The organism is Coprococcus sp. RTP21204st1_G4_RTP21204_210225, assembly GCF_040915385.1.
Lineage (GTDB): Bacteria > Bacillota > Clostridia > Lachnospirales > Lachnospiraceae > Allocoprococcus > Allocoprococcus comes.
The window spans coordinates 137,241-160,952 of the sequence record NZ_JBCPDP010000007.1; the positions used below are offsets into that span (position 1 = coordinate 137,241).

The window sequence follows — 23,712 nt, forward strand, 5'->3', positions numbered from 1 at the left end:
TTATGAAAACAAAAAGTACCAGACTGCAATATATAGATATAGCTAAAGGGATAGCAATGATCTGTATTATATTAGGCCATTTAGGAAATGCCAGTATTAATCGAATTGTGTTTACATTTCATGTTCCTATTTTTTTCTTTATTACAGGATATTTTACGAATAAGAAGCGCGATTTGAATGGTTTTATAAAAAATAAGGCAAGAACATTGCTTGTTCCATATATAATAAGCAGCATAGTCATAATCATTATTGGAACGTTAAAGGGCGTATGGTGGAATAATGCTTTTGATGAATTTCAAAACTGGTGTTATGCAGCTTTATATGGAGCAGGTGATACATATACAGAGCCATTCTGGATACCGGGAATTGGTGCAATATGGTTTTTGTGGGCAACTTTCTGGGGAAGTATTTTCTTGAGAATATCGTTCAAGTTTGATAAATATATTAGATTGTTATTTATAGTGGGTTTGTTTGCAGTAGGATATTTTTCAAGAAGAATATTTTGGTTTCCTTTTAGCATACAGGCAGGAGCATGTGCTACAATGTTCATTTATATGGGATATCTCTGGAGGGGCGCAAAGACTAAAATTAGTGAGTTGCCAAAGGAAGTGAAAATCTTTTCAGTTCTTTTTGCACTACTTACTTGGATTTCATTTATAAAAAATTTCCAATCGTTCTGGTTAGTGCATTGTGATATTGGACGAGGGATAATAGATATTTTTGGCTGTATATGTGCATGTGTGATTGTTATTTTAATCTCCAAAATTATTGAGTGTAGGACGAAATATATTGGTGGAAGTTTGGCATATCTTGGAAGATATAGTTTGTTGATATTGTGTGTGCATATTGTAGAACTTGATCTTCTTCCGTGGTGGCAGATAACAGAAAAATATGTTGTGAATGGAATGTCAGCAAATATTCAGTTGATTTTGATTATTGCTGGTAAAGTGCTTTTAGATTTAGGGGGTGCATTTGTTTTATCAAAGATTACTTTGGTTAGAAAAATTTTTGGCTTTAAAAACTAAGTGTAAGTTATTAAGCAATGACAGAATGAAACATTTTTTAGAATTTGTATTGCTTGTGAATATTGCAATTTTTTTATATTTATGCTTTACTACATTATGTATGTTTGTAAATACTAAGTAAAGGAAATGAAAGGAAAATGAAAAAACCAAAGATAATTAAAAAAATCGGCTATGGATTTTATTGTATTCTAATGATCATAATATCTGTTCTTGGATTTATTCTCTATAATCTGGGAAACTGGGTATTAGACACGTGGGGGCTGTTGTCTATCGATGAAATTATTTTTCATCTGAAAGTACCGCTTGATGGGACAAACTCAGATGTAGTACTGGATGGGATCAATGCATGCGTACCGTTGGCAGTATTAGTATTATTTTTATCTATTTTCCTGATTATAGGATTAAGGAATAAGCATAGAAAATGTATGATTGCGTTATTTCTTGTAGCTGTGATTGCATGTGGAAGTGCAGGAAGGGCGGCTTATGAAGTATATGATGAATTGGATGTAAAAGAATATCTGGTAAGTCAGAAGAAAGAATCGCATTTTATTGAACAGAATTATGTGGATCCACGTACAACGAAGATTACATTTCCGGAACAAAAAAGAAATCTGATTTATATTTATCTGGAGTCAATGGAATCCACTTATGCGTCAAAAGAAGATGGCGGTGGAATGGATTTCAACTGTATTCCGGAATTGACGACTCTTGCAGAAGAAAATACTAATTTTTCTCAAAGCGATAAGTTGGGAGGAGGATATCCTGCGTATGGATGCACATGGACGATGGGAGGAATTTTCGCTCAGACATCTGGAATTCCAATAAAAAATACAGAAGATATTAGAAATGTGAATGAGGATATTAATGATACATTAGCGGAGCAGACATCCTTTTCTTCAAGAGCAAAAAATTTAGAAGATATTTTATCAGAAGAAGGATATAATCAATATTTTATGATTGGATCAGATGCTACTTTTGGAGGAAGGAGAACATACTTTGAGAGTCATGGTAAAACAGAAATATTTGATTATACTACGGCTGTAGAAGAAGGAAAAATCCCAGAAGGTTATTGGGTATGGTGGGGGTATGAAGATCAAAAGTTATTTGAAAATGCAAAAGAAAAGTTAAGCGAAATAGGAACAAAGGACGAGCCATTTAATTTTACAATGTTGACAGTAGATACTCATTTTGAAGATGGATATGTATGTGAGCAGTGTCAAAATGAATTTGGAGATAATCAATATGCAAATGTAATGGCATGTTCAAGTAGACAGGTTGATGCATTTGTTAAGTGGATTCAGGAGCAGCCATTTTATGAGAATACAACAATTATAATAAGCGGGGATCATTTAACAATGGATTCTGATTTTTGTAATGATGTGAGTGACGATTATGAGAGAAGTGTATATAATGCATTTATAAATTTACCAGAGAATCTTGATACTTCTTTTGAAAAAACACATAATCGAGAATTTTCTACAATGGATATGTTTCCAACGACACTTGCAGCATTGGGAGCAGAGATTACAGGAGAGAAACTTGGTCTTGGTGTGAATTTATTTTCAGGTGTGGAGACTCTTACAGAACAATGCGGAAGAGAAAAATTAGATAAGGAACTGAAAAAGAAATCTACATTCTACGATATGCTGATTAACGATGTAGATATTAACATTTTGAAAAAGAAAAGAGCTGAAGAGGCTGAAAACCAGCAGGAGGAAAATACCGATAATCAGGACCAGCCAATGAATCAGCCAGATGCAGGTGTAGATACAAGTGGTATTGAAACGCCGGATGCATGGCAGGGGTATACGCAGGATAATTATCAGTATAATTATAATGACGGATCGAATGATTACTGGTATGACGGAGGAAATTCCTGGGACAATTCATGGAATGGAGGGTACGATGATAATACTTATGTAGAACCAACTCCAACGCCGGAACCGACTCCAGCTCCAACGCCGGAACCGACTCCAGTTCCAACGCCGGAACCGGATCCAGCGCCAGATCCGACACCAACACCAGATCCGGCACCGGATTCAACACCAACCCCGGATCCCGGTGGAGGCGCAGAAAGCAATGCAGGCGGAACAACAGAAAATGTAAATTAGAGAAGAACTCCGGTTTATGCCGGGGTTTTTCTTCGGATAAATAAAGCAGAACGGAGTTGTCAGTAAATTGATACAATGAGAATTTCTACAAACAAGTAGACATTTCCCCATAAAAAGTGTAAGATAGAGTCTAAGAGTATTTATACTTACAATTAATATGGTTAGAAAGAGGAAAGTACATGAAGATGAAGTTTACGAAAAAAATAGCGACAATTCTTTTGTCTGTATGTCTGATCGTACCATGTTTTTCTGTGATGGCGCTAGCTGCAAATGGTGTGATATTCTTTTCTGATCTTGAGACAAGTGTCGGGGATGAATTTACGATCACAGGTACAGCAGTTGTCAGTGGAGATGTAATCGGAGACGCGACGATTCATATGACTTACGATCCTTCTTATATGCGATTTGAAGAGGGAGACGGAGTGAATGCAGACACGGATGGTAATCTGACATTTAAAGGTTCAGGTGACGGAAGTAGTGACCGGATTGAGTTTACAATGAAATTCCAGGCTCTCCAGGAAGGAAGTACAAGACTTGAACAGGGAGATGCGACGGTTACAGACAGCGCTGGATCAAGTGTGGCATGTGAAGAAGGATATGCGGATGTTACGATCGGAGCAGGAGATCCGAGCAAGATCAAGGATGTTGCGAGTGGAACAAGTGTTACGATTGATGGTCAGGAGTATACCTTATCCGGTGATTTCTCAGACAGCATGATTCCAGCTGGATTTACAGCAGGAGAGATTACTTATAATGATTCGACGTATAAAGGTGCTGTGCAGGAAAAGACAGGACTTCAGATGGCTTACCTGGTAGACGGTGATGGAAAAGGCGATTTCTGGATGTATGATTTATCTGACAGCAGCTTCTCACCGGCAGAACAGGTTGTGATTTCAGATACTTATTCTATCGTAATTTTTGATGCAGGCAGTAAAGTGTCTATGCCATCAAAGTATTCAAAAGGAAATCTGGAGATCAACGGCAAGACTTTTGAAATCTGGGATGAACCGGACCGCGATGGTTTCTATGTATTATATGCAGTAAATAATGACGGTGAAGAATCCCTCTATTTATATGACTCTGTAGAGCATACTTATCAGAGAATGGAGACTCCGAAGTCTGCGACTACACCGGATAAGAAGAGTGCAAGCAAGTTTGACGCAATTTTAGAAAAGATTTCCGATCATCTGATCTGGTTTGTAGCAGCGGCAGCAGTTATCGTTATTCTTCTGGTAATCTTCCTTCTTGTTTCCGTTGTGAAGTTACATAACCGCAACAGAGAGTTGGATGATCTGTATGATGAATATGAACTGGACGATGAGCCGCAACGTAATCCGGTAAAACCGATCCAGCCTGTTAAGGCAGAAAAGAAATCACAGTTCAAAAAGAGACAGGATGATGATTTCGAAGATGATTATGACGACTTCGATGATGATTTCGACGATGATGATTATTATGATGATGACTTCGACGATGATTATGATGACGAAGGAATAAGTGATGATACTCGCAACGTTGATGAGTTTGATGACTATTTTGATGATGACGACTTTGATTCGTTCGATGATTATAATATCAAGAAAGAAAAGCGTAAAAAAGGTGATACTTTCGAAATGGATTTTATTGATCTGGATTAAAGAGAAAGGCGGGGATGACGATTGTTATTCCCGCTTATTCTTTACAAAAAGTCCCATGTTTGCTACAATGTAACGAAAAGAGTAAAATTTATTTTCGTAAAAAAGACTGGAGGATATAGATAAATGTGTGGAATCGTAGGATATGTTGGATCGCAGCAGGCGGCTCCGATCTTACTGGATGGACTGTCAAAGCTGGAGTATCGTGGATATGATTCAGCAGGACTTGCTGTTCGTAATGGAACAGAAGAGACAGAAGTTATCAAGGCGAAAGGCCGTTTGAAAGTACTGTTTGAGAAGACCAATGGTGGTGCAGCCGTTCCGGGAACCTGTGGAATCGGTCACACCAGATGGGCAACACACGGGGAACCGTCAGAGAACAATGCGCATCCGCATATGAGTGACGATGGCAATGTAGTTGCTGTACACAACGGTATTATTGAAAACTATCAGGAGTTAAAGAACAAGCTGCTCCGCAAAGGATATACATTCTACTCTGAGACGGATACAGAGGTTGCTGTTAAGCTGATCGATTATTATTATAAAAAGTATGAAGGAACACCGGTAGATGCGATCAACCATTCCCTGGTCCGCATTCGTGGATCTTATGCGCTTGCTGTGATGTTCAAGGATTATCCGGAAGAAATTTATGTGGCAAGAAAAGACAGTCCGATGATTCTTGGCGTAGGAGATGGAGAGAGTTTTATTGCATCAGATGTGCCGGCTATTTTGAAATATACAAGAAATGTATACTATATTGGCAACCTGGAGATGGCAAAGGTCAGCAAAGAGGAAATTACCTTCTACAATCTGGACGGAGAAGAGATCCAGAAAAAAATGAAAACTGTTGACTGGGATGCGGAAGCAGCTGAAAAAGCCGGTTATGAGCATTTTATGATGAAAGAGATCCATGAGCAGCCAAGAGCGGTTAAGGATACTCTGAATTCTGTATTAAAAGACGGAAAGATTGATCTGACTGATATCGGATTAGCGGAAGAGGATATCCGGAGAACAAGCCAGATTTACATTGTAGCATGTGGTTCTGCTTACCATGTAGGTATGGTGGCACAGTATGTGATCGAGGATCTGGTGAAGATTCCTGTTCGTGTGGAGCTGGCTTCTGAATTCCGTTACCGTAAGCCAATTCTGGATCCAAATGGTCTGGTGATCATTATCAGCCAGTCAGGAGAGACTGCAGACAGTCTTGCAGCGCTCCGTGAGACAAAAGCGCAGGGAATCCGTACACTTGGAATTGTCAATGTAGTCGGATCTTCTATTGCAAGAGAAGCTGATAAGGTATTCTATACTCTTGCAGGACCGGAGATCTCTGTGGCAACAACGAAAGCGTACAGTACACAGCTGATGGCTTCTTACATCCTTGCAATTCAGTTTGCCAAAGTAAAAAATACAATCACTGAAGAGCAGTATGAAAATTATATTGCCGAATTACAGGCAATCCCGGAGAAGATCGAAAAGATTATTGAAGATAAAGAAAGAATCCAGTGGTTTGCAGCAAAGCAGGCAAACGCAAAGGACGCATTCTTTGTCGGACGTGGAATTGATTATGCAATCTGTATGGAAGGCAGCCTGAAGATGAAAGAGATCAGTTATGTTCATTCAGAGGCATATGCAGCGGGAGAACTCAAGCACGGAACCATTTCTCTGATAGAGGATGGAACGCTTGTGATCGGTGTGCTGACACAGCCGGAATTATATGAAAAGACGATCAGCAACATGGTAGAGTGCAAGAGCCGTGGTGCATATCTGATGGGACTTACAACTTATGGCAATTACAGCATTGAGGATACTGCTGATTTTGTGGTTTACATTCCGAAGACAGATGAGCATTTTGAGGCATCGCTTGCAGTGATTCCGCTGCAGCTGATGGGATATTATGTATCCGTTGCAAAGGGACTGGATGTAGATAAGCCGCGTAATCTGGCGAAATCTGTAACGGTTGAATAAAGTGATGCAGGAAGTTCCAGCGGAATTTTCTGTTGAATAAACGAGATGAACGACATAAAAATGTGCCGTTCATCTTTTTTTTCATATTTTATCACACTTTCATCACAATTATGGACTAAACTCTTAACTATAGAAAAGGAAAAGAAAGGAGTCTTGAATGATGGACAATCAGTACAATTATTACAGACCAGATTCAGATGAAAATAGAGGAGCAGACAATCAGCAGGGATTCGGAGCAGGACCGCAGCAGAATCCGAAAGCTCCAAAACCGAAAAAAGGTTACATGAAAAAAGTAGCACTTGTTGTAGGAGCCGCCGTATTATTTGGGGCAGTCGGCGGTGTGACGATGCAGGGAACCAGTTATCTGACTGGTAAGCTGCTTGGAAAGAATACAAAGAGTACCGTAGGCACAACAAAGACTGTATCGAACGCAAAGCTTACGACATCTACCAGTACAGTAACTTCTGATGTATCAGATATTGTTGAGAATACACTTCCGTCAATCGTTTCTATTACCAATATGAGCGTACAGGAAGTACAGAATTTCTTCGGAGGAATCAGCCAGCAGGAGAGTGAAAGCGCCGGATCGGGTATCATCATCAGCCAGAATGATTCAGAACTCCTGGTTGTTACCAATAACCATGTTGTAGAAGGAAGCGATACACTTACTGTTACATTTAATGATGGTAACAGCGTGGAAGCGCAGATTAAAGGAACAGACTCCGCAAGGGATCTTGCAGTCGTAGCCGTTCCGCTTGATAAGATTTCAGATGATACAATGAATGCGATCAAGGTTGCAACACTTGGAGATTCAGATTCACTGAAAGTCGGAGAACCTGCAATTGCAATTGGTAATGCACTTGGCTATGGACAGTCTGTTACAACTGGTATCGTCAGTGCAACCGGACGAACAATTGATGGATTTGACGGAGAATACATCCAGACAGATGCAGCAATCAACCCTGGTAACAGTGGTGGAGCTCTTCTGAATGCAAATGGTGAGGTAATCGGTATCAACTCTGCAAAGATCAACAGCTCGGCAGTAGAGGGTATGGGATTTGCGATTCCGATCTCAGATGCAAGTGATGTTATCCAGAATCTGATGAATAAAGAGACAAGAAGCAAGGTTTCAGATGAAGAAAGAGGATATCTTGGAATCAAGGGATACGATGTATCTGAAGAAGGTGCACAGATGTACAATATGCCGACCGGTGTTTATGTCAAAGAAGTTATGAGTGGTGGCGGAGCTGAGAAAGCCGGTCTTACAAAAGGATCGATCATTACTGGTTTTGAGGGAAGTTCCATCAGTGGTATGAGCTCTCTTCAGGAACAGCTTCAGTATTATAAAGCCGGAGAAGAGGTAACGCTTACCGTACAGATCCCGGATAAGAATGGTGAATATACAGAGAAAGATATCAAGGTTACACTTGGTAAAAATTCATAAAATGATGTGAACACGCCGTTTTATGGGAGTATGAGGTGTTCGAGGATTGCGGGAATTGCATAGCAATGGAGCAATCCGGTTACATTATAAAATACTAAAGAAAGATGCCGTCAGATCAGAAATGGTCTGGCGGCATTATTGATGTTACGACCTGTTTGAAACGGAAATGGGCATCAGATTATACCGGATGCAAAAGTCAGAACCCTTTTTAAAAAATTACCATACAATAATATTGCAGATATAAGAAAGGGGAGCCAAAACAATGCAAAATTGCAGAAATAATAATCCATATATGAGACGTGCAAATTGTGGATGTGGCAATAATAACAATAGCTGTAATAGTAATTCATGTATGGCGAACAATGATGGAAGAAATCTATCGATGTCAGCACCTGTTTACCGAGAACGATCTGGATGTAGCGATCGGGACGATGCGTTGGATGGAATGCCGATTGCAATGGCTTATGTGCCATGGCAGAGTTGGAGACACATTTACGAAGCCGGAAAAGGATTCCACAGAGGAACCATATTCGAAGAGCTTGATCTTCCGTTTAAGGGGAAAGGAGGATGTAACGCATGAATGAAATGCCAAATTCCAAACCTTGTAGAAAAGATCTCCTGATGCAGATTGGTCATGCGAGCTTTGCGGTAGATGATGTGAAGCTTTATCTGGACACTCATCCTCGTGATCAGGAAGCGCTGGACTTTTTTTATGAATATAATAAAAAAAGGAACCAGTTGTTGAAAGAATATGCAAAATATTATGGACCGCTCACAGTAGATACCGCTGTTCCTTCCTGCTCAGACAGATGGAACTGGATCAATGAGCCATGGCCGTGGCAGGAAGGAGGATGCTAGTATGTGGAATTATGAAAAAAGACTGCAGTATCCGGTGAAAATCACACAGACCAATCCGAAAATTGCACAGATTATTATTACGCAGTTCGGTGGACCGGATGGAGAATTAGCTGCGTCCATGCGTTATTTATCACAGAGGTACACCATGCCGTACAAAGAAGTGACAGGAATTTTAACCGATATTGGCACAGAGGAACTTGCCCACATGGAAATGATATGTGCCATTGTTTACCAGCTTACCAAGGATTTATCTCCGGAGGAAATTAAGGCTTCTGGTTTTGATAAATATTATGTGGACCACACACTTGCACTTTGGCCGCAGGCAGCCAGTGGAACACCGTGGACAGCAACTTATTTTCAGTCCAAGGGTGACCCAATTACAGATTTACATGAAGATATGGCTGCGGATGGTGCGATTGTGTAAAGACAACATTTAATGTTTTAAAGATAGTTCCCGAACATCTGGCATACTAGTTGCCAGATGTGAGAACCTTAGAAATTCCAATGTATTTCAATAGGTACATTTTTTGTTACAGGGTCTTTTTTTCCAACCAATATGTAATCAATCAGTTTATCAACAATTTCCCTGTCTAAATGTTCAAGATTTGTATATTGCTCAATTAACTGGCGTCGATTATCACCAGCTTGAATTTTTCTTTCAATAACATCAAGCTTTTTCTGCGAATCAATTACCAGTTTTTCAAGCCTTTCTTTTTCTGTCGAGAAGTCTTTGGATAATTCTAAGAAGTCGGTTTCAGATAATATTCCCTTTACTTTGTCTAAATACAACTCACGGATTCCTTTTGTATATTCAGAAATCTTTTTTTGATAGGCAACTATTTCCATATTTACTTCTTCTTGCTGTTCCCGTAAATTATTATTAAACTGAACATTTTCTATAAGTTCGTCTTTATTAAGGTACTCAGCAGATAATTTATTGATTTCATCAATTACTGCTTTTTCCAATTTGGGAACAGAAATAAATGAACCAATACAGGAATCTTTTGCAACGTGTCTGGTTGGACACTGTAAATAACGTCGTCCATCTCGTTGCTTATTTGTGCGTAACGTATAACCACAATTCATGCACCGAGCTTTTCTGGCGAATAAACCTATTTGTCCAACTGTAAACGGTTTGGCTTTTTGAGCTATCAATGCCTGCACATTATCCCATAATTCTCTATCTATAATAGGTTCATGTGTTCCCTCTACTCTATACCATTGGTCTTTAGGTCTTGGCTTATTTTGTTTAGTTTTGTATGAAACACTTCCATATTTTCCTTGAACCATATTACCAATATATATTTCGTTGATGAGCATATCTGATATAGCAAAATACTTCCATAAGGTACTGTTTTGAGTCCTAGGTTGCTTATATCGTAAATCATGAAGTCGTTTATATTCTGTTGGATTGGGAATTCCTCTGTCATTCAATATACGTGCAATCGCTGTCTTTCCATATCCCTGTGAAAATAATGTAAAAACTTCTCTGACGACTTTGGCGGCTTCTTCATCAATAATCAAATGTCCCTTTTGATCGGGGTCTTTCTTGTATCCATATAAAGCAAATGCCCCGATATGATATCCATTTTTTCTCCTGTCAGTCAGAACACTTTTTATATTCTCTGACATATCCTCTAAATACCATTCATTCACCAGACCGTTAATCTGTCTTGATTTTTTATTTCCCTTATTAGCAGTGTCCGCATTATCTACAATACTGATAAACCGAATCCCCCACACAGGGAAAAGACCGTGGATATATTTTTCCACCAATTCAAGCTCTCTGGTAAATCTTGATTGTGTCTTACAAAGGACTATATCAAATTTATGATTTTCAGCGTCATTTAACAGTCGATTAAATTCCGGACGCCGTCTATCAGAGCCGGTGTAATCATCATCACTATATATATTGTAGACTTCCCAGCCTTGCTCTAATGAGTATTGGAGTAACATTGATTTTTGATTCTGAATACTGTTACTGTCGTCTGTTTCTGATTGTTTGTTTCTATCTTCTTCTGATAATCGGCAATAAATAGCAACTCTTAATTTTGATGTTGTCATAAGTCTTTCTCCTTTTTCCAGAGAAGACAAAACAAACTATCTCTACATGATGTCATTATAACATCTAGCAGGATAGTTTGTCTATTATCTGGCAGGTGTTGCCTTTCTGTTGCTTTTTTCATATTGGTTGATAAGTTCAACCCATTTCAAAGTAAATGCTGTTGCTAATGCCGTCTTATCACAATTTTTAAAAACATTTTTGCAAACTATATTTGTGTCATTCGCCATTGAATCACCTCACTTGCGTATATTTAAGACTATGCAAAAATGCTTGTACGTTATGAAAGATTGTTTATATATAATAAGGTAACAATCAGATGGCTCTGGCAAGCTCCACTGGTGTTTCAACCATTCCCATTCTGATGGGCGAACCGTACTTCTACGGGTGTATCATTATTTAGATATACAGGTCATGGCAATAGCTTTTCCACAAGCTATCCGTGGGACATTGAAATAATCGCTCATCAAATCACCCCTTTCACTGTCATGGCGGTTCAATCCACTGGCTCGTTGTATATCAAACGTATCTGACTGTTATATTCAGTTTTCAAGGTGCGATTTGTGCCTTAAACTACCTCAACTTCAAATTTCAAAATCATTTCCATAAGAGCGGTTCTGATTCTGCCTTTAAGTTCTGTGTCTACTGCTATGTAAATATTCCCGTATTCGTCATATAATGGACGTAAGCTGGCTTTTGAAATGTATGCATCATAATGTTTCAGCACTTTTTCTATTGCCTGTACGTCACCATCTGCCGAAAGAGATATAACAGTAAAAGACGGGCATTTGTCTGCGGATTTCATTATTCGTCCTCCTGTAAATACTTTTTGATTTCTTCCAATGAACTTCTACGGTTGCGGAAAGAAGTGCTACGATCAATCTGTAACAAATCAGCAATTTCAGCGTCCGACATTTCCAGAAAATAAAACATCAGTAAAATATCCAGTTTCTTTTCTGGTAAAATCTTCAATGCGTCTGCTAACTGTTCATTATTAACCTTTACCTTTGTCCCCAATACCTCAAAACAAGAATAATCACTGTCGTAATCGTCTGTAATACCTACATGATTTAATTCCTGCTCCGGCAATTCAGAGAAAGCTATCTCGTGTGTTGCACGTCTGGACAGCTCTCTTTGATAATCTTTTACTGTCGTGTCAATAACACGTTTTACAAGACAATCAAATTGAAGTCGAATAGCTGTCTGGAAAGAAGAGGGTTTCATGTTCTCACCCCCTTTCTGGCTAAATTGAAAGGGGATAAGAACTCCTTGTCCCTTTTCGCACTAACACTCGTCTGGCGAGTGCGATTTGTTGTACGAAAAGCAAAGAATTTACAAACTTCTTTTAAATAACAAAAAAGCACTAAGGCAATACAGATGTACTGACTTTGTGCTTTCTGAATATTTCCTACTGTGTGATGTAAAAAACCACATTCAAGGGTGTAATTCGTTACTGCATAAGCTGGAATTTTTTTAGCTGTAAGACAAATAGATATTTACAGTTTTGTTGCAATGCAGTTACCTCCGAGAACCGCAAAACAAAACCTTTTGTTGGAAATAAAAAAGCGGTTTTGACCGCTAAGAAATGAATAAATATTGAGACATTCAAAAAAGAACACTACTTATAGCGGTTTTTTTATTAACCTCACAAGTAGTATTTTGTTTCAAAACGCAAAATATGAACTCACAAACCTACATATACGTTTTTCAATACCTGTTGATTTGCAAACAGGAACTGTAAAATGTAGTGAGGTGATTACATATGCGTAAAAAAGAAGATAAGTACGATTTTAGAGCGTTTGGTCTGGCAATCAAACAAGCTCGGATAAAGCAGGGTCTGACCCGTGAGCAGGTGGGAGCTATGATTGAAATTGACCCACGCTATTTAACAAACATCGAGAACAAAGGACAGCACCCAAGTTTACAGGTGCTTTATGACCTTGTTCATTTACTTAATATATCTGCTGATGAATTTTTTTTACCTGCCTCTGATCTGGTAAAAAGCACCAGAAGACGGCAGTTAGAAGAGCAACTCGATACTATGTCCGAAAAAGACTTAATTATTATTGAAAGTGTTGCTGATGGAATTATTAAGTCAAAGGAAGTGGAGAAAAAATAAAATCTCCACTTTTTTGTTTCAAAAAATGAGCCGACAATCTATAAGTTACAATAACTTACAAATTATCGGCTCTGCGTCTTAGCGTCTGGCTCTCTGATAATTATATTTCCACGTTTCATATTGATTATAGTTTCTTGTTTGCACTTCGGACAGAATAACGGAAAATTTATCAATTCTGTATCGTTCCGTATTTTGGTTCGTGTCTTATTGTTACAAATAGGGCAAAACACCCACGATTGATTACTCATAAAAGCTCCTCTCATATTCGCTTAATCTTACAAATTTTATTTCTTCATAAAAAATAACTAGTCAATACCATTACTAAAGTTATCTCCAAAGCATCAGCAATTTTAATATATATACGGAAAAAGTTTGTATGTTTTTTCTTTATATAACTTATATTCTTTGAAATATTTTTGTAAAACTGCTTCTTCAACATTTATTCTTATTTGATAACAAACAAAGCTACAAATAGCAACTATCACTATAGCAGGGATATTCTTTAACGCAATACTCACGCCTAATAATGACAGAATACTTCCAGTGTAGGCAGGGTGGCGGACAAATTTATACATACCATTTGTTATTAGCTGTTGTTCTTTACTAATCTGAACATTTAATGTAAATGCCTTTTTTAAAGTTAAAACAGCTTTTATACGAATACAAATCCCGACTGCTATAATTAACATACCAATTTTTGCAAAGTAAGCAGGCAACGTCAATTCTCTTATGTAAAATGGAGCTTTTTGACTGACACATAGAAAACTAATTATCAAGCAAAATACAAAGTTTAAATATAACAACCATTTCGTTCCTAAATCTCTAGTGTCAATTTTTTTAGTTCTATTTTGTTTTGAACGTGTATAAAAGAAAATAAATATTTCGGAAATAAGTAAACAAATTAGCAACACATTAAATGTATAATATTCAATAGCACTATTAAATTTTGTCATATCGCCCATTACTATTACCTCTTATTCCTTAATTTTAAAAAATTGTTTATTTCATCAGCTTGTCTTTTGGAAATATGATAAAAATAGCAATGAATAGCTATCATAATTAAAATATAGACACATGAATACCATGTAATGTTAATTGCACTAAACGCAAACCATTTGCCTATAAAAGCCACACCAATAGTTATTGGATATAATATAATCATTTCAGCAATAAAGTGATATATATATTTGCTAAAATCTATAAATGATAGAAGCCAATCGACAATCACTGACACCATAAGATAAACAGACACCTGCAAAATAAAAAAACAAAATCTGTCTTTAGAATATCCTGCTATAATATTGCTTATCGTTGCATACAAAATAATAAATGTAAACGCCATAGAAAATGCAGGAAGATATGTCCTTAAAAATTTATTCATAATAGCCACTCCTTATCTTATCTCTTAGAATAGGAATATATTTTCTTGAAACAATTAGATTTTCTTCATTGTTAAGTTCTGCCAATAATCTGTGGTTAGGGTAAGGTTTAACACAGACCAGACAAGAAATATTCAATAAGGCTGTTTTGCTTATCCTTACAACATTTGACCTTATTAAATCTTGTTCAATAGCAGAAAGTGTCTTTTTGCATTCAAATATTTTTTGTTGAGTGTACATAAATGTTTTTTTATCAACGGTTTCAAAATACAAGACTTCATTTAATGGTATCTGATACAGCTTTTTTTCAAAAATTCCTTGTATAAGATATTCCTGTTGACGGATATATTGAACAATCCGATTTAAAGGTTGTGTCATACTTGAATATCGTATATCTATTTCAGGTTCAACCAAATCTTTTTTTTCCAATAGTTGCAGTTTCAATATGCTTTCCTCCATGTACTTTAATAGAAGTTTAATATTTCTCCAAAACAATCGCAAGCACTTTAAGTTCAAATACCCTTAACAGTATGTAAAATACCCACATTCCACTTTACCCAATTAAAGCTTTATTTTCTTCGTAATTTTATAGATATATTCTTCTGACGTGGGACGCTTATTTCCAAACAACTTTTTGAAATTTTCCTGTACTTGTGGGTCTGTACTGGTCATTGCTTCATCAATAGTAGCTTCTATATCAGCCTGAACATCAACAAACGATACTCCACCAGCCTTAGCACCAAGTTTCAACATTTTTTTAATATTTCTCTTTTTTAGCCCTATCATATCTTTTAACTCCTATTCGCATCTTATTTTGCAAATTTTGTAAATACTAATCTGGAATGGAAATAAGGCTTGCGGAGCATACTATACAGAGTATGACGCAAGCCTTGATTATTTATTCTACGATCTTCCAGTTATCGTCCTTATGAAGTAAAAGCTCATACTGTGAGATTTGTGTCATTTTCGACTTGTTATCCAGATACTTCACAGACACACTGACCTTGAGGTTATCGCCGTCTTTGGTAAAGACAGGGTTTACCAGTTCCGAAAATACATAGTCGCCGGATACAGGAGCAAGCACGCTGGCTTTGACATAATAGGCAAGTTCTTTTTCCGTAGCTGTCGGATAGAGCTTAAAGAATGTTTCCAAGAAAGCGGTAGCGTCCTTGACAGTATCGGAGCTGACACTGACATCTGTTTCCTGTGCTTTCGGTTCATACTTTGATTTCTGCACTGCCGGAGCAAGGGTAGGATTCTGGGTAATGACCATTGCACCGTCCTTATCCACATGAACGGTCACTGTGTAGTTTTCTGTGACTGTCTGTGTCTGTTCTCCCTCTTTTACCTGCTGATCTACTTCGTAGGCAACGGTAAAATCGTTCGTTCCAGGCTGTTCTACATTCCAGACCAGCACATTTGTAACGGTAGCACTGGTTGGTATATCTGTTCTGATGGTATCGGCGTTCAAGTCCTGTAATTCTTTGGTAATGTATTTACTGATTTCTGTTGTCCTTGCTTCAATGGCTTCCTTGCTGGTATCCCATGAGTAGTAGGCTTTCGCAAAGTTCTTGACGAAATTTTCAATACCGTTGGTATCGTTCAATCTTAACTGAATGATTTCTTTTTCATGTACCGTGTGGGTGTCAATGGCGGTAAAGTTCTTATACACACCAAAACTGGTGCTTGCCAGAAGCACCGCCCACAACAGCAGGACAGATTTCTTATGTGTCCCGACTTTCATGGTACGCACTTTCTTATTCTTAGGTGCTTTCTCTGTTTTTTCTTTCTTCTTAAACATATTTCAAGTCCTTTCTATTGTTTGATTCTTCCGGCACAAATGATGTGCTGTTGCCAGTAGGCAGAGGTCAAATCAGTATAGCCGATTGGATTTCCGGCATGATACATCTGATTGTTTCCCACATAGATTCCTACATGGGTAACATAGTCGCTGGTGTTATAGGTGGAATGGAAAAAGACCAAATCGCCAGCCTGTGCCTGTGACAATGGGATATGCTGGGTTGCGTCATACTGTGCCTGTGCGGTTCGTGGCAGGCTGATTCCGGCTTTTCCGTAGCACCACTGGGTAAGACCAGAACAGTCAAAAGAGGTGTTCGGGTTACTGCCACCGTAGACATACTTCCAGCCTTGATACTTCAACGCTTCATTCATAACAGCCTGTATCGTTTCGTTGCTGAACTGCTTCACGGTCAGATATTGGTTGACCAGCTCCACATAGAACATATTTCCGTAGTTATACCGCCAGCCACCATTTTTACTGACCGCTATCGGGTTCGTATAGGTCACTTTTGTACCGCCGGATTTATTCTTTGCGAAATTCTCTGCAAGGTTGAAGCTGTGCTTTTTTCCGTTCTTCGCCACATAGTCTGCATAGCCACCACCATAGTTATAAGATTGAATGACCACGTTAATGTCCGTCATGCCTTTTGCTTTACAGGAAGAAAGCAGGGACGCAAAATATTTACACCCCTGCTTAATGGATTCTTCTGTACTTAATGAGTTTGGCGGTAGTCCCAGACTTTCACTGGACTGCATGACATCGGTAGCCGTACCGCCACTTTCCACCTGTATGATGGCAAGCAGGACGTTCACATACTCCGTGATACCGTTTTCTCTGGCATATTTTTCTACCATCGGCTGATGTTTGAGGACATCGGCTGACAGGTTCATGCCAGAGTAGACAGTTGAATAACTGTTGGAACTGTCGTCATCTTCGCCGGAAATCAGTATCCCGAAAAAGAGGACGATGGAGAAAAGGACAGGAAATATCGTACCTATGATAAGGATACGCTTTAATCTCATTTCTTCCGTCCTTTCTCTGGTTGCTTCGTAACAGTCTTACGATTTTGTTTTTGGTTGACCTGTGTTTTCTGTACCGTAGATTTCTTATGATTGCTGATGGATTCTGCCACGTTTGGCTGGTTCGCTCTGGCAACAGATTTAACCTGCTGTTCCTGTCTGATATTGGTTCGGACGGTTTCTTTTCCAGCCTTGATTTCTGCATTTTTTATCACAGGAGAAGTAGCAGGACGTTTCATATCCGGCTTCGTAACTATATCGGTCTGTGCTGGTTTTGGAACAGGTGTGGCAACAGGGCGTTCATGGCTTCTGGTAGCTCCGGCTGTCGCTGATCCATTCGCATGAACTGTCTGTCTTGCTTCCTGTGCTTTCTGTAATTCCTGCTTTTTCTGTGAGATATTTTCCCTGTGTAGGTTGCGTTTCTGTGTACGCTGTTCCTGTCGGTTTTCCCGTTCTTCCACAACGCCACGCTTAAAGTCCGATACATTATCCTTTGCCTTCTGTTTGGCAGAATGGACGGTATAACCAGCCTGTGTCGGCAGGTCTTTCACATTTTCTTTCAGAGAAGAAGCACTGTCACGGATTTTATTTTTCGTATCCATCACAGCACCCACAGCAGAACCAACACGGCTTCCCATGCTGGCAGAAGTATTTTCCCGTTTCTTTGGCGGTTGGTTCGTTGCTGATTTTCCGGCTCTGGCAACACTTGCACCTGCCACCGCACCTGCAACACTTCCAGCACCGACAGCCCTTGCAATCCTGTGTTCCATACGTCTTGCTCGATGTCGCATGAACACCATCGGTCTACGGAAAATCCGGCGACCTATCTGCTGGCTGTCATTGGCATTCAGGCTGAACATACTCATTAGTTCTCCGAGTTTCATGTAGATTCCGGCAAAACAGATTATCTGCAAAAACGCCACCATGAAGAACGGGTAATCCGTGGAAATGTTGTAGAACATACTGGAAATCGAAAATGCCACGGTCACAATCAGTGTGATTCCGGCTCTTGTCATAATGGCGTTGAACACACGGACAACTGCCTGTTTCGTCATGTTCTCATAGGTCGGTATCATGGACAGCAAAAAGCTGACAGGTAAAAACATGGCATATATGATAAAAAGTATCTGGGAAAATAACATCATGCCGGTAAGCAGGAAGATAAAGATTGTGATACCGAGATTGAAAATAAGCAGGAAGAACACCATGCCAAGACGGTTGACGACCTGTGGAATGGTAAGGTTGTCATTGTCGTTATCTTCAATCTCTGCTTTCACAACATTTTCCCTTGTTTCCCCATCTTCGTCTGACGGGCTGGCAGATACCAGAGCTTCCACACGGTCAGTCCCGATTTCTTCGGTATCGCTGTTCCCGAACTGCAATAACAGCCACGGTTTTTCTACCTGTATCACAAACAGGCTGTCACGGATAAGGTCTACGCTGTCCTTGCCTTTGCTTTGTGAATCGGGGAGCATGATTTTTGTCCCCAAGTCCAGAGAAGCGGTGCTGATGTCCGAACTGAAATCATTGATTTTCTGGATATAATTGGGAGCATAAGCAATAAAGGACGCAGACACAATGAACACCACCACAAAGTTGATAACAGCGTGAAGTGCCTTGCTGGTTTCCCTTTTGAGAAGCCCTGTATAGGCGGTATAAACACCTACAATCAGAATGATAATGAGCAGGAATCCCACATAGAATCCACTGCTGGAAAATCCGTTTTCGGTCACTCCGGCAAGTGTCTGGATACTTTTCCCGATACTGTCTGCCATGTCATTGATGAAGTCCAGCTTATACGCCTGTTGCACCACATATCCTGTGGCATTGCTAAGATACAGGCTGATTGTCCAGACAAAATTTGTGATACAGTAAAGTCCGTACTGTACCGATTTTCCAATGCCGTCCAGCCAGTTCCACGGAAGCCATGACCAGCTATTGTCCACATAGAAATCAAGCTGATAGTTGGAAAGCGGATACTTTGAATACAGGTTGTCTGCATTGACCGTATCATCGACCAGTCCAGACGCATGAGCCACCGTCCCAAGCAGGGACAGCAGTACCAGCGTGATGGTCACGGCAAGCAGAACCAGTTTCAGTACATGGAATACCTTTTCTTTTGTGACAGATTTCATCATTCCAAATCCACCTCACTTTTTATCGGCGGTCTGGTATCAAAGGCATGGAGCAGTTCTACAAAGACAGGGTGTATCTGTACCACACCGACACGCCCGTATAAATCCTGCATTAAGCATTGTCCGTTCTCCAAATCCCTCAACCGTTTCTGGTTGTTTTCGTCCTCACTGTCCAGTCCGAAAAATTCTAAGGTCTGCTTGATTTCATTGGTATCTGTGGAGCGGAACGAAAACTTTAAGCCGATGTTATTTTTCAGACTTTCTTTCGATACGTCCCCAGAGGATTGTGTCACGAAATATACTCCGGCGTTCATGGCTCTACCAGCACGCACCAGCTTGTTTGAAAGAGTTTCGCCCTGTGCCACATTTAAGAACGCCCATGCTTCGTCCAAGTCCACGATTTTAAAAATGCTTCGGTCACTGTGAATGAAATCAAGGGCAAAGGTACTGATAACAATTAAGATGGATACTGACAACAGTTCAATGGTGGTGTATTCCTCAAAGGTGGTATCCTTATCCGGCAGAACCAAATCTGCAACCTGTATGATATTGAGCTGGTTATCCAGACTGATTGCATTTTCCACCGAACCGTTCGAGAACAAAAGCTGTGCAAAATCATAGTCTGTAAAACTTTCGATATGGTCTGCAATGTTACGGGATACGGCGGTATCCTCTTTTCGTAGTTCCTCAATGACCTGTAACAGCCCGTGGTTCTGGTTCTGGGATACGGTACGGACAGCTTTTCTAAGGACAGGGAACTTTTCGCCGTCCCTTGAAGAAATTCCTGTAAGGAAAGTCAGAATGTCGATGGCAAGACTTTCAGCGTCCTTGACATCTTTCATAATCACATACGGGTCTAACAGCCCTTGATTGCTGGAATCACTGGTAATGTTTACAATATTGATTTCCTCTGCAATCTCCGGCAGTGTTTCTTTCCAGTTTCCACGCTCACTTTTCGGGTCTAGGATAACTGCCTGTCCACCGAACAGGACGGAATAATACACCAGCAGGTTATTACAGAATGACTTTCCACCGCCAAGCGAACCCACAAAAGCAGAAGCCAACGCATTTGTGACCGTACCTTTTACCCCTTGACTGGCAAGGGACGGTTGCAGATATACATTTCTTCCCGTATCCACGGAATAGCCGATATAGATTCCTGTGTTTTCTCCCAACATCTGGGTAGCACCGAAGCCAAGTCCGGCTAAAAAATCGGATTTCACATACTGGATATAATCATTGATATAACGCTTGCTGGCTGGAAGAAACTCTCCATGCAGTCCCATCATATCTCCGGCAGGACGTACCAGCTTCACGTTCAAATCATCGTAAAAGTCCTTGACTTCATCACAACGGCGTTTCAGTTCGTCAAGATCGGGTGCAGACACCCGTATGACGTAACTTAACTTGTACATACTTTCCTTGCTCTGGTCTAAATCTGTTTCCAGTTCATCGACACTGTCTAAGGCTTCCACCACATTTGAACTTGTTTCATTTCCGGCTTGATAGGCGTGATTATCCAAGTCCTTTAATTCCTTTTTCTTGTTACGGACAGTGGTTAAGGCTTTCTTATTCCCGACAATTTCAACATTCATAGACGTATCCACAGGGAATGTGAACTGCTGTTGCTGGAAATAAAAGATTTCCGATGATGGGAAGTCCAGCTCCCCGACAATGGCATTGACCGTAAAGTAGGATATATAGCTTTCGCTGTCCTCATGTTCCAGACGCAAATATCGCTGGCTTTCTTCCACCACACAACGGGTAGGACGGATAAGGTCATAATACTTAATCAGTGTTTCTCTTTTTAATTTTCTTTTTGGCAGAGGATACACATAATCTTCATAGGCTATTCCGTCCCTGCCGTAGAGGTGTTCCATCAGATACGCAAAGTCTTTGGCTTCCAGTCGGCGGATTTTGAACCTACGGGAGATTTTATTTTCCAATAACTTCTCCATCTTCACATAACGGTTGATTTCATCATTGTTCATGGAAACAAAGTCATTCGTCAGCGTGTGCCTTACCTCATTCAAAAACTCACGGAATGTCAGAAATACCGATTTTTTGATGTTCTTCAGATTGACTTCGTCCTCTGTGACCATGAGCTTGAATCCCAGAAAGAAACGGTAATCAACTTGATTGTCGCCTATCATGGATACAAGGGCTTCGGTCTGGTCGTCTATCTTTTGGATTGCTACCTCACGGAGCTTTCCAGTTACCAGCTTCTTTGACTGTTCCTGTATGCTTCGGATTGAACTTTCGGTTGCAATCTGCAACGCATGAATCTTTCCCTCACGGGACTGTGCGATAAGCTGACGGAAGCTGTCATGCACAAGGTATTTCTGTTCTGGGGATAAGAATGAATAATTGTACGGTATCAGCTCATAGTAGGCGAACACCTCATTGTCCTTATTCCAGACAAGGTTATTGTCGATATATTTAATCGGGAACATAGGTCACACTCCTTACTGCCGTGATAGTTTCCTCAAATTTCTGCTTATGCAGGTTCACGGCTTTTCCGGCATAAGTCACTTTGGGACGCAGGGCATACAGCACCATCGTCTTGATGTAACTGTATGGCTTTTTCCCGTCAAAGGTTTTCTGTGACATAAACCATGTAAGAGCAACGGGAATCCCGAAATATTTTAAAAATGCACCCTCAATCATAGAAAGTGGCGGTACATCTGCAAACAGAATGATGATAAATTCCGTCAGCACGAACCATGTAATCTGGGTAAAGGTCACAGGGAATGGCAGGTTGACATCATTGATGGCGTACAGTACCTTTTCCACGTTCCAGATACTTGTATAACTTCGGATTTTTTTCACTTGTAAATGCTCCTTTCTTCATTTTCATAACAACAGGGACAGCCGGATTTCCCAGACTGCCCCAAGAGAAAAGCTGACAGTAGCACCAGTGGCGGTGCTGATCTGCCAGCCCTTAACGCAGTACCTCACAGATACCAGCGTTTGTTGCAATAAATGTCCCCTCTATATCGAGGTCACGCCCGTAGGCTTCATAGTCGATATAGTTCTGTAAAGAGGACGGGATTTCTCCGAGTATCTGTTCTTCATCAATCAGATAGTAGGCTAAATCGGTCATCGTTTCACAGCCGGAATACAGAATGATGTCGTCCTTATGTTCCACCAGTTCTTCCAGACTTCCATAGCAGGATATAAAACTGTCCAAGTCATCCAGCAGGTAATCCGGTAATTCTTCCAACTGCTCATAGATACGGTTCAGTTCTTCGATGGAAGTGTATTCGCTAATCTCCATCGGGAAGTTGTCCGTATCGTGGATTGCGTATTCTTCATATTCTGCATTTAAGCCGATACGTTCTGCAATCACTTCTTCGTCCAATGGAAAAGAGAACCAGTCCCCGACCAGCTCTCCCTCATTGTACTTGCCAAGATTGGCTATATAGACTTGCATATCATCAATCATAAGCAGTCACTTCCTTTCACTCATTGTATTCATAAAATCTGCCATGCACACACAGGAAATGTTCTGATGTTTCTTCCATAGCCGAACAGTTCCGATGGTATGTAATATTGCAAAGTCCGGCTTCCAGCTCTTGCAGGTTTGAAAACCATTCTCTTTGAATTGCAGGTATATCTTCGGGTGGGATTTCACTCTCCGAAATCGCAAGGCAGATATTGTTTAACAGGTCAAGGTCTGTATCTTGCAGGATTTCAAAAGGGAAATCATAATCACTGATAAGATAACGGTCACTGTCCGGCGGTAAGCCAATGGATTGTTTTAATGCTTCTATGTTGCAGGGAAGTGTAAACCATGCACAGCCTGTATCTTTTTCCTGTTCATCAAGATTGATAACAAATACTTTCATTTCTGCCATAAGCAATACCACCTGTCAAAGTTTGAACATACCATTGTTGCAGAGAGCATAACGTCCTTTTTCTTCCAGCTCATGGGCGTAGGCTTCCAGATTAAAGTATTTCTTTCCTTTTTCGGAAAGAGCAGAAAATTCAATGTTATGCTCCAAGCGGTAACGGGCAACGTCCATGATGTTGTGGCACTCTGGATAAAACAGAAATTCTTCTGATTTCTGCAATAAATCCTCTACACCGCCACAGTAGGGAATCAACTCTTTATAAGCCTGCTGAACCTCTGGCGATAAATCCGTGTAAGCAAAGTACAG

The 23,712-nt window shown here is 39.9% G+C and carries 25 protein-coding genes and 1 pseudogene; 9 read left to right on the forward strand and 17 right to left on the reverse strand.

Translation table 11 applies throughout. The features are described 5' to 3' along the window. Positions 1 to 2: 2 nt before the first annotated feature. From AB5213_RS08840 to AB5213_RS08875, 8 genes and pseudogenes are all read left to right on the forward strand, one after another. The gene (locus tag AB5213_RS08840) at positions 3 to 1,025 is read left to right on the forward strand and encodes an acyltransferase family protein (RefSeq protein ID WP_022220071.1); all 1,023 of its coding nucleotides are present in this window, start codon (positions 3 to 5) and stop codon (positions 1,023 to 1,025) included. 191 nt (positions 1,026 to 1,216) lie between these two features. Then, positions 1,217 to 3,136, forward strand: coding sequence for an LTA synthase family protein (locus AB5213_RS08845; RefSeq protein WP_368276604.1), 1,920 nt, complete (start codon positions 1,217 to 1,219; stop codon positions 3,134 to 3,136). Between the two features lie 179 nt (positions 3,137 to 3,315). Then, positions 3,316 to 4,773 carry a hypothetical protein gene (locus AB5213_RS08850; protein WP_055261041.1) on the forward strand — a complete coding sequence of 486 codons (1,458 nt, stop codon included), beginning with the start codon at positions 3,316 to 3,318 and terminating at the stop codon, positions 4,771 to 4,773. Between the two features lie 123 nt (positions 4,774 to 4,896). Beyond that, positions 4,897 to 6,735, forward strand: a complete 1,839-nt coding sequence (gene glmS / locus AB5213_RS08855; RefSeq protein ID WP_022220068.1) for a glutamine--fructose-6-phosphate transaminase (isomerizing) — start codon at positions 4,897 to 4,899, stop codon at positions 6,733 to 6,735. A 160-nt stretch (positions 6,736 to 6,895) separates the two neighbouring features. Beyond that, entirely contained in the window at positions 6,896 to 8,179 is a 1,284-nt protein-coding gene (locus AB5213_RS08860) for a trypsin-like peptidase domain-containing protein (protein WP_055261039.1), read from the forward strand. 292 nt (positions 8,180 to 8,471) lie between these two features. After that, positions 8,472 to 8,759, forward strand: coding sequence for a spore coat associated protein CotJA (locus AB5213_RS08865; RefSeq protein WP_172679841.1), 288 nt, complete (start codon positions 8,472 to 8,474; stop codon positions 8,757 to 8,759). Between the two features lie 5 nt (positions 8,760 to 8,764). Further along, positions 8,765 to 9,037: a spore coat protein CotJB gene (locus AB5213_RS08870; RefSeq protein ID WP_055156563.1), complete on the forward strand. Its 273-nt coding sequence runs from the start codon at positions 8,765 to 8,767 to the stop codon at positions 9,035 to 9,037. 1 nt (position 9,038) lies between these two features. After that, positions 9,039 to 9,496: pseudogene (locus AB5213_RS08875) on the forward strand (manganese catalase family protein); the annotation flags it as partial. Between the two features lie 33 nt (positions 9,497 to 9,529). Here the strand turns inward: AB5213_RS08875 and AB5213_RS08880 are convergent. The 4 genes from AB5213_RS08880 to AB5213_RS08895 form a co-directional block, all read right to left on the reverse strand. Next, positions 9,530 to 11,101, reverse strand: coding sequence for a recombinase family protein (locus tag AB5213_RS08880; RefSeq protein ID WP_195509844.1), 1,572 nt, complete (start codon positions 11,099 to 11,101; stop codon positions 9,530 to 9,532). Between the two features lie 84 nt (positions 11,102 to 11,185). Continuing rightward, entirely contained in the window at positions 11,186 to 11,329 is a 144-nt protein-coding gene (locus AB5213_RS08885; RefSeq protein WP_181991584.1) for a hypothetical protein, read from the reverse strand. A 338-nt stretch (positions 11,330 to 11,667) separates the two neighbouring features. Beyond that, positions 11,668 to 11,904: a helix-turn-helix domain-containing protein gene (locus tag AB5213_RS08890; RefSeq protein WP_181991585.1), complete on the reverse strand. Its 237-nt coding sequence runs from the start codon at positions 11,902 to 11,904 to the stop codon at positions 11,668 to 11,670. Continuing rightward, entirely contained in the window at positions 11,904 to 12,323 is a 420-nt protein-coding gene (locus AB5213_RS08895; protein WP_117889335.1) for a sigma factor-like helix-turn-helix DNA-binding protein, read from the reverse strand. Before AB5213_RS08895 ends, AB5213_RS08890 begins: the two co-directional genes overlap by 1 nt. Positions 12,324 to 12,861: 538 nt before the next feature. Between AB5213_RS08895 and AB5213_RS08900 the strand changes: the two genes are divergently transcribed. After that, positions 12,862 to 13,218 carry a helix-turn-helix domain-containing protein gene (locus tag AB5213_RS08900; RefSeq protein WP_055158660.1) on the forward strand — a complete coding sequence of 119 codons (357 nt, stop codon included), beginning with the start codon at positions 12,862 to 12,864 and terminating at the stop codon, positions 13,216 to 13,218. Positions 13,219 to 13,280: 62 nt separating this feature from the next. Here the strand turns inward: AB5213_RS08900 and AB5213_RS08905 are convergent, their stop codons facing one another. From AB5213_RS08905 to AB5213_RS08965, 13 genes are all read right to left on the reverse strand, one after another. Next, on the reverse strand, positions 13,281 to 13,466 hold the full coding sequence (locus tag AB5213_RS08905) for a cysteine-rich KTR domain-containing protein (protein WP_081021270.1): 186 nt from the start codon (positions 13,464 to 13,466) through the stop codon (positions 13,281 to 13,283). Between the two features lie 102 nt (positions 13,467 to 13,568). Beyond that, positions 13,569 to 14,180 (reverse strand): isoprenylcysteine carboxylmethyltransferase family protein, encoded by a 612-nt coding sequence (locus AB5213_RS08910; RefSeq protein ID WP_187566414.1) that lies wholly within the window; start codon positions 14,178 to 14,180, stop codon positions 13,569 to 13,571. Positions 14,181 to 14,185: 5 nt separating this feature from the next. Beyond that, positions 14,186 to 14,599 carry a hypothetical protein gene (locus AB5213_RS08915; protein WP_117458673.1) on the reverse strand — a complete coding sequence of 138 codons (414 nt, stop codon included), beginning with the start codon at positions 14,597 to 14,599 and terminating at the stop codon, positions 14,186 to 14,188. After that, positions 14,592 to 15,026 (reverse strand): LytTR family DNA-binding domain-containing protein, encoded by a 435-nt coding sequence (locus AB5213_RS08920; RefSeq protein WP_173018164.1) that lies wholly within the window; start codon positions 15,024 to 15,026, stop codon positions 14,592 to 14,594. The genes AB5213_RS08915 and AB5213_RS08920 overlap by 8 nt, the downstream gene beginning before the upstream one ends. Positions 15,027 to 15,158: 132 nt before the next feature. Next, positions 15,159 to 15,383 (reverse strand): hypothetical protein, encoded by a 225-nt coding sequence (locus tag AB5213_RS08925; RefSeq protein ID WP_368276605.1) that lies wholly within the window; start codon positions 15,381 to 15,383, stop codon positions 15,159 to 15,161. Positions 15,384 to 15,495: 112 nt separating this feature from the next. Continuing rightward, on the reverse strand, positions 15,496 to 16,398 hold the full coding sequence (locus AB5213_RS08930; protein WP_368276606.1) for a conjugal transfer protein: 903 nt from the start codon (positions 16,396 to 16,398) through the stop codon (positions 15,496 to 15,498). Between the two features lie 14 nt (positions 16,399 to 16,412). Then, positions 16,413 to 17,420, reverse strand: a complete 1,008-nt coding sequence (locus AB5213_RS08935; RefSeq protein ID WP_368276607.1) for a lysozyme family protein — start codon at positions 17,418 to 17,420, stop codon at positions 16,413 to 16,415. Further along, entirely contained in the window at positions 17,417 to 19,555 is a 2,139-nt protein-coding gene (locus AB5213_RS08940) for a CD3337/EF1877 family mobilome membrane protein (RefSeq protein ID WP_368276608.1), read from the reverse strand. Before AB5213_RS08940 ends, AB5213_RS08935 begins: the two co-directional genes overlap by 4 nt. After that, complete coding sequence (locus tag AB5213_RS08945; RefSeq protein WP_368276609.1) at positions 19,552 to 22,005, reverse strand: ATP-binding protein; 2,454 nt, start codon at positions 22,003 to 22,005, stop codon at positions 19,552 to 19,554. The genes AB5213_RS08940 and AB5213_RS08945 overlap by 4 nt, the downstream gene beginning before the upstream one ends. Beyond that, the gene (locus tag AB5213_RS08950; protein WP_005611098.1) at positions 21,992 to 22,381 is read right to left on the reverse strand and encodes a conjugal transfer protein; all 390 of its coding nucleotides are present in this window, start codon (positions 22,379 to 22,381) and stop codon (positions 21,992 to 21,994) included. The genes AB5213_RS08945 and AB5213_RS08950 overlap by 14 nt, the downstream gene beginning before the upstream one ends. Positions 22,382 to 22,493: 112 nt before the next feature. Beyond that, complete coding sequence (locus AB5213_RS08955; protein ID WP_349063116.1) at positions 22,494 to 22,997, reverse strand: antirestriction protein ArdA; 504 nt, start codon at positions 22,995 to 22,997, stop codon at positions 22,494 to 22,496. A 16-nt stretch (positions 22,998 to 23,013) separates the two neighbouring features. Further along, positions 23,014 to 23,409, reverse strand: coding sequence for a hypothetical protein (locus tag AB5213_RS08960; protein ID WP_195196762.1), 396 nt, complete (start codon positions 23,407 to 23,409; stop codon positions 23,014 to 23,016). A gap of 15 nt (positions 23,410 to 23,424) precedes the next feature. Next, on the reverse strand, positions 23,425 to 23,712 hold a 288-nt coding region (locus AB5213_RS08965; protein ID WP_368276610.1), incomplete at its 5' end, for an antirestriction protein ArdA.

Excerpts from the sequence above, each read along its gene's own strand:
- AB5213_RS08895 (WP_117889335.1), bottom strand. The coding sequence starts at position 12,323 with ATGAAACCCTCTTCTTTCCAGACAGCTATTCGACTTCAATTTGATTGT.
- AB5213_RS08865 (WP_172679841.1), top strand. The coding sequence starts at position 8,472 with ATGAGACGTGCAAATTGTGGATGTGGCAATAATAACAATAGCTGTAAT.
- AB5213_RS08930 (WP_368276606.1), bottom strand. The coding sequence starts at position 16,398 with ATGTTTAAGAAGAAAGAAAAAACAGAGAAAGCACCTAAGAATAAGAAA.
- AB5213_RS08890 (WP_181991585.1), bottom strand. The coding sequence starts at position 11,904 with ATGAAATCCGCAGACAAATGCCCGTCTTTTACTGTTATATCTCTTTCG.
- AB5213_RS08945 (WP_368276609.1), bottom strand. The coding sequence starts at position 22,005 with ATGTTCCCGATTAAATATATCGACAATAACCTTGTCTGGAATAAGGAC.
- AB5213_RS08910 (WP_187566414.1), bottom strand. The coding sequence starts at position 14,180 with ATGGGCGATATGACAAAATTTAATAGTGCTATTGAATATTATACATTT.
- AB5213_RS08860 (WP_055261039.1), top strand. The coding sequence starts at position 6,896 with ATGGACAATCAGTACAATTATTACAGACCAGATTCAGATGAAAATAGA.
- AB5213_RS08900 (WP_055158660.1), top strand. The coding sequence starts at position 12,862 with ATGCGTAAAAAAGAAGATAAGTACGATTTTAGAGCGTTTGGTCTGGCA.
- AB5213_RS08885 (WP_181991584.1), bottom strand. The coding sequence starts at position 11,329 with ATGGCGAATGACACAAATATAGTTTGCAAAAATGTTTTTAAAAATTGT.
- AB5213_RS08905 (WP_081021270.1), bottom strand. The coding sequence starts at position 13,466 with ATGAGTAATCAATCGTGGGTGTTTTGCCCTATTTGTAACAATAAGACA.
- AB5213_RS08840 (WP_022220071.1), top strand. The coding sequence starts at position 3 with ATGAAAACAAAAAGTACCAGACTGCAATATATAGATATAGCTAAAGGG.
- AB5213_RS08915 (WP_117458673.1), bottom strand. The coding sequence starts at position 14,599 with ATGAATAAATTTTTAAGGACATATCTTCCTGCATTTTCTATGGCGTTT.
- AB5213_RS08880 (WP_195509844.1), bottom strand. The coding sequence starts at position 11,101 with ATGACAACATCAAAATTAAGAGTTGCTATTTATTGCCGATTATCAGAA.
- AB5213_RS08960 (WP_195196762.1), bottom strand. The coding sequence starts at position 23,409 with ATGGCAGAAATGAAAGTATTTGTTATCAATCTTGATGAACAGGAAAAA.
- AB5213_RS08850 (WP_055261041.1), top strand. The coding sequence starts at position 3,316 with ATGAAGATGAAGTTTACGAAAAAAATAGCGACAATTCTTTTGTCTGTA.
- AB5213_RS08870 (WP_055156563.1), top strand. The coding sequence starts at position 8,765 with ATGCCAAATTCCAAACCTTGTAGAAAAGATCTCCTGATGCAGATTGGT.
- glmS (WP_022220068.1), top strand. The coding sequence starts at position 4,897 with ATGTGTGGAATCGTAGGATATGTTGGATCGCAGCAGGCGGCTCCGATC.
- AB5213_RS08845 (WP_368276604.1), top strand. The coding sequence starts at position 1,217 with ATGATCATAATATCTGTTCTTGGATTTATTCTCTATAATCTGGGAAAC.
- AB5213_RS08925 (WP_368276605.1), bottom strand. The coding sequence starts at position 15,383 with ATGATAGGGCTAAAAAAGAGAAATATTAAAAAAATGTTGAAACTTGGT.
- AB5213_RS08940 (WP_368276608.1), bottom strand. The coding sequence starts at position 19,555 with ATGATGAAATCTGTCACAAAAGAAAAGGTATTCCATGTACTGAAACTG.
- AB5213_RS08935 (WP_368276607.1), bottom strand. The coding sequence starts at position 17,420 with ATGAGATTAAAGCGTATCCTTATCATAGGTACGATATTTCCTGTCCTT.
- AB5213_RS08955 (WP_349063116.1), bottom strand. The coding sequence starts at position 22,997 with ATGATTGATGATATGCAAGTCTATATAGCCAATCTTGGCAAGTACAAT.